This window comes from Streptomyces sp. Wb2n-11 (genome assembly GCF_001049855.1).
Lineage (GTDB): Bacteria > Actinomycetota > Actinomycetes > Streptomycetales > Streptomycetaceae > Streptomyces > Streptomyces altiplanensis.
The window spans coordinates 745,008-752,500 of the sequence record NZ_CVPB01000001.1 but is presented as its reverse complement, the minus strand read 5'-3'; the positions used below and the strand labels follow the sequence as shown (position 1 = coordinate 752,500).

Genomic DNA, 7,493 nt, shown 5'->3' with positions numbered 1-7,493 from the left:
TGATGCCGAGCCGATTGTGGTGAAGTGGATGATCCTATGCTGTCGAGAAAAGCCTCTAGCGAGTTTCATGGCGGCCCGTACCCTAAACCGACTCAGGTGGTCAGGTAGAGAATACCGAGGCGTTCGGGTGAACTATGGTTAAGGAACTCGGCAAAATGCCCCCGTAACTTCGGGAGAAGGGGGGCCATCACCGGTGACGAGTCTTGCACTCCGAGCTGGGGGTGGCCGCAGAGACCAGCGAGAAGCGACTGTTTACTAAAAACACAGGTCCGTGCGAAGCCGTAAGGCGATGTATACGGACTGACGCCTGCCCGGTGCTGGAACGTTAAGGGGACCGGTTAGTGACCTTTCGGGGTTGCGAAGCTGAGAACTTAAGCGCCAGTAAACGGCGGTGGTAACTATAACCATCCTAAGGTAGCGAAATTCCTTGTCGGGTAAGTTCCGACCTGCACGAATGGCGTAACGACTTCTCGACTGTCTCAACCATAGGCCCGGTGAAATTGCACTACGAGTAAAGATGCTCGTTTCGCGCAGAAGGACGGAAAGACCCCGGGACCTTTACTACAGTTTGATATTGGTGTTCGGTTCGGCTTGTGTAGGATAGGTGGGAGACTTTGAAGCATGCACGCCAGTGTGTGTGGAGTCAATCTTGAAATACCACTCTGGTCGTGCTGGATGTCTAACCTCGGTCCGTGATCCGGATCAGGGACAGTGTCTGATGGGTAGTTTAACTGGGGCGGTTGCCTCCTAAAGAGTAACGGAGGCGCCCAAAGGTTCCCTCAGCCTGGTTGGCAATCAGGTGTTGAGTGTAAGTGCACAAGGGAGCTTGACTGTGAGACCGACGGGTCGAGCAGGGACGAAAGTCGGGACTAGTGATCCGGCAGTGGCTTGTGGAAGCGCTGTCGCTCAACGGATAAAAGGTACCCCGGGGATAACAGGCTGATCTTCCCCAAGAGTCCATATCGACGGGATGGTTTGGCACCTCGATGTCGGCTCGTCGCATCCTGGGGCTGGAGTCGGTCCCAAGGGTTGGGCTGTTCGCCCATTAAAGCGGTACGCGAGCTGGGTTTAGAACGTCGTGAGACAGTTCGGTCCCTATCCTCTGCGCGCGTAGGAATATTGAGAAGGGCTGTCCCTAGTACGAGAGGACCGGGACGGACGAACCTCTGGTGTGCCAGTTGTCCTGCCAAGGGCATGGCTGGTTGGCTACGTTCGGAAAGGATAACCGCTGAAAGCATCTAAGCGGGAAGCCTGCTTCGAGATGAGTGTTCCCACCCCCTTCGAGGGGTTAAGGCTCCCAGTAGACGACTGGGTTGATAGGCCAGATGTGGAAGCCCGGCAACGGGTGGAGCTGACTGGTACTAATAGGCCGAGGGCTTGTCCTCAGTTGCTCGCGTCCACTGTGTTTGTTCTGAAGTAACGAACCGTGCCCATGTCCGGTTGGTTCAACTTCACAGTGTTTCGGTGGTCATAGCGTTAGGGAAACGCCCGGTTACATTCCGAACCCGGAAGCTAAGCCTTTCAGCGCCGATGGTACTGCAGGGGGGACCCTGTGGGAGAGTAGGACACCGCCGAACAAATTTTATGCCCCGGTCCCTGGACTTATGTCCAGGGACCGGGGCTTTTTGCGTTCAGGGATCGTATTCTCGGGACCGGAGCTGGTCCGAACAGCAAATTTGAGTGAGAGCAGGCGTCCGATGGGAACTGTGGTGCATGTCCCCCAGACTCGGGACATGATCGGAGAGGAACTCTCCGGTGACGAGGCCCTGATGGCTCTGCGGCATTACGGAGGCCGCAAGCTGTTCCTCGATGCCTTTTCCCGTTTCCGGTACGCGGACGGGTTCAGCCACGCGCGGTCGCTGGCTTTCCAGGTAGTACTGGGTATCGTGCCGTTCGCCATCGCCCTCGTGGGCGTCGCCGCGTCCGTGCACACCGACAGTGTGGGGCGGGTCGTGGAGCTGACGCTCGGGCACATCGTGCCGGGTGCCAGCAACGAACTGGTCGAAGAGGCCCTCGCGGACACCCGGCGCAGCGCCGGCGGCAGTACGTCGATCGCGGTCGCGATGTGGCTCGGGCTCGGCTTCGCCATACTGAACCTGACCTCGGCCATGGGACAGATCGAGCGCGGCAGCAACCGTATCTACGGGATCGAGAGGGACCGTCCTTTCCTCATGAAGTACGGACGGAGCCTGCTGCTGGCTTTGGGCGCCGGTATACCGATGGTGCTGGGATTTCTGTCCCTCGTCGCCGGTGAAGCGGTGGGGGAATCGCTGGTCGAGGCGCTCGGGTGGCCCGCGTCCCTGCTCGACGTGTGGGGGGCGCTGAAGGCCCCGGTCGGTGTCCTGCTGGCGTTGCTGGCGTCGGCGGTGATCTTCCGCTGGGCGCCCCGGCGTGACCAGCCCGGTTACACCTGGCTCGCCGTCGGGTCCGCCGTACACCTGACGCTGTGGGTGGTGGCGACCTGGCTGCTGGCCCTGTACGTCGCCAAGAGCGGCTCCTTCGGGGCCGTCTACGGGCCGCTCACCGCCTTCGTCGCCCTGATGCTCTGGGCGAACCTCACGGGCATCGCGCTCTTCCTGGGCCTCGCCTTCGCCGCCCAGCTCGAAGCGGCCCGCGCCGGCATCCTCGAACCGGTCAGGCCCGACCCCGGACCGGGGGCCTGAGGAGCGTTCGACGGGGAGGTGACACCGGACGGCGCGGCGCGCCCTCGCGGGCACGAGGATGGTTTTGCCCGCGCACCGGCCCCGCCGCCCCTCGCGTGGCCAGTGGGTTCGCTGCTGGTACCACGACGAGGAGAACTGCCGACGATTCCGCCCCGGTTCACCGACGCCAAGCTCGGGACCTTCGTCCACTGGGGTGTCTGCAGCGTGGACGGGGGCCCCGAGTCGCGGTCCTTCTTCCAGGGGCAGATTCCCTACGACACGTACACGGCCCAGCTCGGCGGGTTCACCGCATCCCGCTACGACCCCGACGCGTGGGCGAAGCTGTTCGTCCGCGCCGGAGCCCGGTACGCCGTCCTCACCGCGAAGCACCACGACGGCGTCGCCCCGTGGGACATCGGGGCCGGTGACCTGTCGGTGGCCGAACGGACTCCGGCGGCGCACGAGGTGATCACTCCGTACGTCGACGCCCTGCACCGCCGGGACATCAAGGTCGGCCTCTACTACTCCCACCTGGACTGGCCGCACCCCGACTACGCCACGGTCCGGCCGCCGGACCAGGACCCGGCCGACCAGGAGGCGCCGGAACGCGGTAGGCCTTTCTCGCCTTCCGCCGGGTCCGGATCCGCGAGCTGCCGGAACGCTTCAGACCCGGTCTGCTGTGGTTCGACGGTGAGTGGGAGCGTACGCCCGAGCAGTGGGGCAGGGCCGAGCCGGCCGACGAGCTGTGTGCCCTGCCCTCGCACACCGTCGTCAACGGGCGCCCGACCGAGCGCGGCGGCTACGCCACGCCGGAACAGGGCGTGCCGATCGAGCCGCCGGCCGGGCTGCGGGAGCTGTCCTCACCGTCAACGATTCGTGGGGGCACCGGCCGCAGGACCCCCGCCACACGTCACCGCGGCAGCTGGTGCGGATTTTCGCGGAGGCCATCGGCGGCGGAGGCAATCTACTGCTCGACGTCGGGCCGAAGGAGGACGGCACGGTCCCGCCCGAACAGGCGCGGCGCCTCGAAGCGCTGGGGGACTGGGCCGGCCGCCACGAGCAGGCGGTGTACGGCACGGGCCGCGGCCTTCCGCACGGTCATTTCTACGGCCCGTCCACCCTGTCGGCCGACCCCGCACGCTGTACCTCTTCATCTTCGACCGGCCCCATGAGTGCGTCGTACTGCGCGGCGTACGTGATCAGGTGCGGTCGGTGCGGGTGCGGGTGCGGGTGCGGGTGCTGGGCTCCGGCACCGAGGCCCGCCACGAGCGCGTCGGCGGCCTCGGTGACGCACCGGGCTGGGAGTACATCCACCCGGCCGACGACCAGCTCGGTCCGCTGTGCACGGTGCCGGCCGTCGGCTTGGACGGTGAACGCGACGTCTGCCGCGAGCACACCCGGGACTGACCGCCCGTCACGCGGGCGGCCGGGAAGGGACCGCCGCGATGGAGCGCCCCGCCCACGCGGGAGGATCCTCGGCCAGTGCCGTCAGCCGCTCGCGGACGGCGTCGGGGAACGGGGCCGCGCGGCCCGCCTTCTGGTCGACGTGGACGCCGAGCAGTTCGGTCGTCGCCACGGGCGCGGCGTCCGGGGCGGGGGCCGCGCCCGCCGTGCCGATCACGTACAGCTCATGGGCGAAACGTGCCTTCTTCGCGTCCGCGTCCAGGATCCGGGTGCGGACGGCGAGGTGGGCGCCTTCCGCGACGTCACGCAGATAGCGGATGTGCGCCTCGACCGTGTAGAGGGAGCAGCCGGTGCTTTCCCGGTACGAGGAGTGCAAGCCGGTCTCGATCATCATGGCGTCCGTCGCGTACCCGAAGACCAGGACGTAGAAAGCCTCGCTCATCTCACTTCTCCAGCCGGCCGGTCGCCCGCAGTACGTCGATGACGCCCTGGTCCCGCTGTGCCACCAGGTCCGTGATGGTGCGGCCGCCGGCCGCCTCGTCGCAGCCGGGGACCACCGCGTCGTACAGCTCCTTGTCCAGCTCCGGCGCTTCGAGCCGGGTCCACGGTGACTTCAACGACGGGCCGAAGTGGTCCAGCATGTGCGCCATGCCACCGTCGCCGCCCGCGAGCGCGAAAGTGAGCATGGGGCCCATGCGCGCCCAGCGCAGGCCGGACCCTTCGGTGATCGAGTCGTCGATCTCGCGTACGGTGGCCTCGCCGTTGGCGACCATGTGCAGGGCCTCGCGCCACAGCGCCTCCTGGAGGCGGTTGGCTATGAAACCGGGGACTTCGCGCTTCACGGTGATGACGGGCTTGCCCACCACCTCGCATAAGGCGACGCCCAGGCGACGGCGTGCGCGGCGGTCCGCTCGCCGCCGACGACCTCGACGGGCGGGATGAGGTACGGCGGATTGAAGGGGTGCCCGACGACCAGGCGGCCGGGGTCGGCGGCGTCCGTCTGCATGTCGGTCACCGGGTAGCCGGACGTGGACGAGGCGATGACGACTCCTGGGGCGCCGCCGCGTCCAGCCGAGCCAGCAGGTCGCGCTTGAGTTCCAGCTTCTCGGGCGCGCTCTCCTGTACGAACTGGGCCCCGGCCACGGCCTCTTCGAGTGTCGCGGTGACCGTCAGCCGGTCGGGCGACGCACCGTCGGCCGGGCCCAGCTGCTCCAGCGTGGGCCAGGCGGTGTCCACCAGGCGGCGCAGCCTCGGCCCGGCGTCGGGGGCCGGGTCCCAGGTCGTGACGTCGTAGCCGTGGGCCAGTCAGTGGGCGGCCCAGCCGCCGCCGATCACTCCGGCGCCGACGCAGGCGACTCGGCGTACGCCCTCGGGGGCGCAGGGGGCGGGGGTGTGGTGGCAGTCATGTCGGGATCCTCTCGGTCCTTCTCGGTCCTCCGGCTTACGCGCGGGGCTTCGGGCCGAGCTTCTGGCGGGCCTCGTCGGGGGGCGCGACGCGCGCTCCCAGCGACTCGGTGATCGTCACGGCGCGCTCCACCAGCTGGGCGTTGGTGGCCTTGCTGCCCTTGCCGAGGTAGAGGTTGTCCTCCAGGCCGACCCGTACGTGCCCGCCGAGCAGGATCGACTGGGCGACCCACGGCATCTGCGTCCGGCCGAGCGAGAAGCTCGCCCACTGGGCGCCATCGGGCAGCATGTTGACCATCGACTGGAGTACGCCCGGGTCGGCGGGGACGCCCCACGGAATGCCCATGCACAGCTGGAAGGCGGTCGGGTCGTCCAGGAGCCCCTCGGCGAGCAGCTGCTTGGCGAACCACAACCGCCCGGTGTCGAAGATCTCCAGCTCGGGCCGCACGCCGAGCTCCTGGATGCGGCTGGCGCCCGTACGCAGCATGTCGGGGGTGGAGACGTACAGGTTGCTGCCGTCGCCGAAGTTGAGCGAGCCGCAGCCGAGCGTGCAGATGTCGGGCAGCAGGTCCTCGACGTGCGGCAACCGGTCGAGGCCGCCCACCAGGTCGGTGCCGGGGAGGTGCCTGAGCGGCTCTTCGGGGTCGACGACCAGGTCGCGCCCATGCCGGCGGTGAGGTTGATGACGACGTCGGTGCCGGTCTCCTTGATCCGCTCGACGACCTCGCGGTAGAGCCGCGGGTCGCGGGACGGGCGCCGGTCCCGGGGTCGCGGACGTGGATGTGCACGACGGTGGCGCCGGCCCCGGCGGCCTCGACGGCGGAGCGGGCTATCTGCTCGGGGAGACCGGCACGTGCGGGCTCTTGCGGACGGTGTCACCGGCGCAGGTGATGATGACTTCCTGGTTCATGGCATGCGGAAGCCCCTCCTTCGGGAGTGGGGGGCGATGGGTGGGGGGATGTAAGGGGTTCGGTTCAGCCGCGGTGGTCGGGGGCGGACAGGGTGGCTTCCACGTAGGCGAGCAACGCCGCCTGCATGTCCTCGGGGCTGGTGCCCGCGACCGGTGCGGCGCCCGCTTCCGTGACCGGTGCGGCGGCGAGCACCTGGGTGGCCAGGCCGTCGATCAGCGCGGTCAGCCGCAGCGCGGCGGCGTCCGGGTCGGTGGGGCGGAAGACGCCCTGGTCGATGCCGCGCCGCAGGACGTCGGCGACCGTCGCACGCCACTGCCGGTAGTACGCGACGTGCAGCCGGCCCACGGCGGTGGAGCGGGCCGCCTCCGCCCACAGGTCGAGCCAGACGCTCCACTGCCACCGCTGCTGCTCGGTGTACGGCGTCTGGAGCTCGATCAGTTGCCGCAGTTCGTCCGCGGCGTCACCGGTGTCTCCGGCATCGGCGATACGGGCCGCGTGGCGGGCGGTGTCCTCGTCCATGCACCAGCGCACGGCCGCTTCCAGCAGCTCGTCCCGGCCGGGGAAGTGGTAGTGGATGGCGGCGGTGCTGGTGGCGCAGGCCTCGGCGATGTCGGAGACCCGTACGGCATGGAAGCCGCGCTCCGCGATCAGCCGTACGGTCTCCCGCACGATTTGGAGCGGCCTGCCGCCCCGGGGCGCGGCGACGGCCGCGGTGCGGTCGCGCGGTGCGGCGGAGGGCTTGGCGGGGGCCTCGGGGCGGGATCCGAGCAGCCAGCCCGCGTCCACGTCGGCGGTGTCGGCGATACGGGCCAATTCAGCCACGGTGAACCGGCGGACTCCACTGAGTGAACGCGAGAGCTTGGAGGGGTCCATGACGATCCGCCGGGCGAACTCGCGCTGGCTCACGCCGGCGGCGCCGATCACCTGACGCACTCGCTCGGCGACCTCGCCGCCACAGTCACCGACTCGTACTCCTGGCTCTGGCTGCATGGTCGGCCACCGTACCCGTGTGTTGAGAGCATCACAACGCGTGGATCAGGCACACCCGCACACCGTAAGGATTTAATCCCATTGCCGAGATGCTGACTGGCGCATCAGTCACCTGTATGGACCGTGAAAACCCATCCGGCGC

At 68.0% G+C, this 7,493-nt stretch carries 3 protein-coding genes, 2 rRNA genes and 3 pseudogenes (1 of these 8 only partly in view); 4 read left to right on the top strand and 4 right to left on the bottom strand.

Annotation, left to right across the window (positions count from 1 at the left end; genetic code table 11):
- The 4 genes and pseudogenes from BN1555_RS03300 to BN1555_RS03285 form a co-directional block, all read left to right on the top strand.
- Positions 1 to 1,385 (top strand): 23S ribosomal RNA (locus BN1555_RS03300) (it extends 1,740 nt beyond the left edge of the window).
- Positions 1,386 to 1,460: 75 nt separating this feature from the next.
- Positions 1,461 to 1,577, top strand: a 5S ribosomal RNA gene (rrf, locus tag BN1555_RS03295).
- A 120-nt stretch (positions 1,578 to 1,697) separates the two neighbouring features.
- On the top strand, positions 1,698 to 2,663 hold the full coding sequence (locus BN1555_RS03290; protein WP_093797690.1) for a YihY/virulence factor BrkB family protein: 966 nt from the start codon (positions 1,698 to 1,700) through the stop codon (positions 2,661 to 2,663).
- Between the two features lie 135 nt (positions 2,664 to 2,798).
- Positions 2,799 to 4,049: pseudogene (locus BN1555_RS03285) on the top strand (alpha-L-fucosidase).
- A gap of 7 nt (positions 4,050 to 4,056) precedes the next feature.
- Here the strand turns inward: BN1555_RS03285 and BN1555_RS03280 are convergent.
- The 4 genes and pseudogenes from BN1555_RS03280 to BN1555_RS03265 all read right to left on the bottom strand — a co-directional run bounded on the left by BN1555_RS03280 (position 4,057) and on the right by BN1555_RS03265 (position 7,351).
- The gene (locus BN1555_RS03280) at positions 4,057 to 4,488 is read right to left on the bottom strand and encodes a thioesterase family protein (RefSeq protein ID WP_093797688.1); all 432 of its coding nucleotides are present in this window, start codon (positions 4,486 to 4,488) and stop codon (positions 4,057 to 4,059) included.
- A 1-nt stretch (position 4,489) separates the two neighbouring features.
- A pseudogene (locus BN1555_RS03275) lies at positions 4,490 to 5,381 on the bottom strand (3-hydroxyacyl-CoA dehydrogenase NAD-binding domain-containing protein).
- A 106-nt stretch (positions 5,382 to 5,487) separates the two neighbouring features.
- Positions 5,488 to 6,360, bottom strand: a pseudogene (locus BN1555_RS03270) (3-keto-5-aminohexanoate cleavage protein).
- A gap of 64 nt (positions 6,361 to 6,424) precedes the next feature.
- Positions 6,425 to 7,351, bottom strand: coding sequence for a TetR/AcrR family transcriptional regulator (locus BN1555_RS03265; protein ID WP_093797686.1), 927 nt, complete (start codon positions 7,349 to 7,351; stop codon positions 6,425 to 6,427).
- Between the last annotated feature and the right edge of the window lie 142 nt (positions 7,352 to 7,493).

What these genes read in the sequence shown, in the direction of transcription:
- BN1555_RS03265 (WP_093797686.1), bottom strand. Translation starts at nt 7,351, where the DNA reads ATGCAGCCAGAGCCAGGAGTACGAGTCGGTGACTGTGGCGGCGAGGTC.
- BN1555_RS03290 (WP_093797690.1), top strand. Translation starts at nt 1,698, where the DNA reads ATGGGAACTGTGGTGCATGTCCCCCAGACTCGGGACATGATCGGAGAG.
- BN1555_RS03280 (WP_093797688.1), bottom strand. Translation starts at nt 4,488, where the DNA reads ATGAGCGAGGCTTTCTACGTCCTGGTCTTCGGGTACGCGACGGACGCC.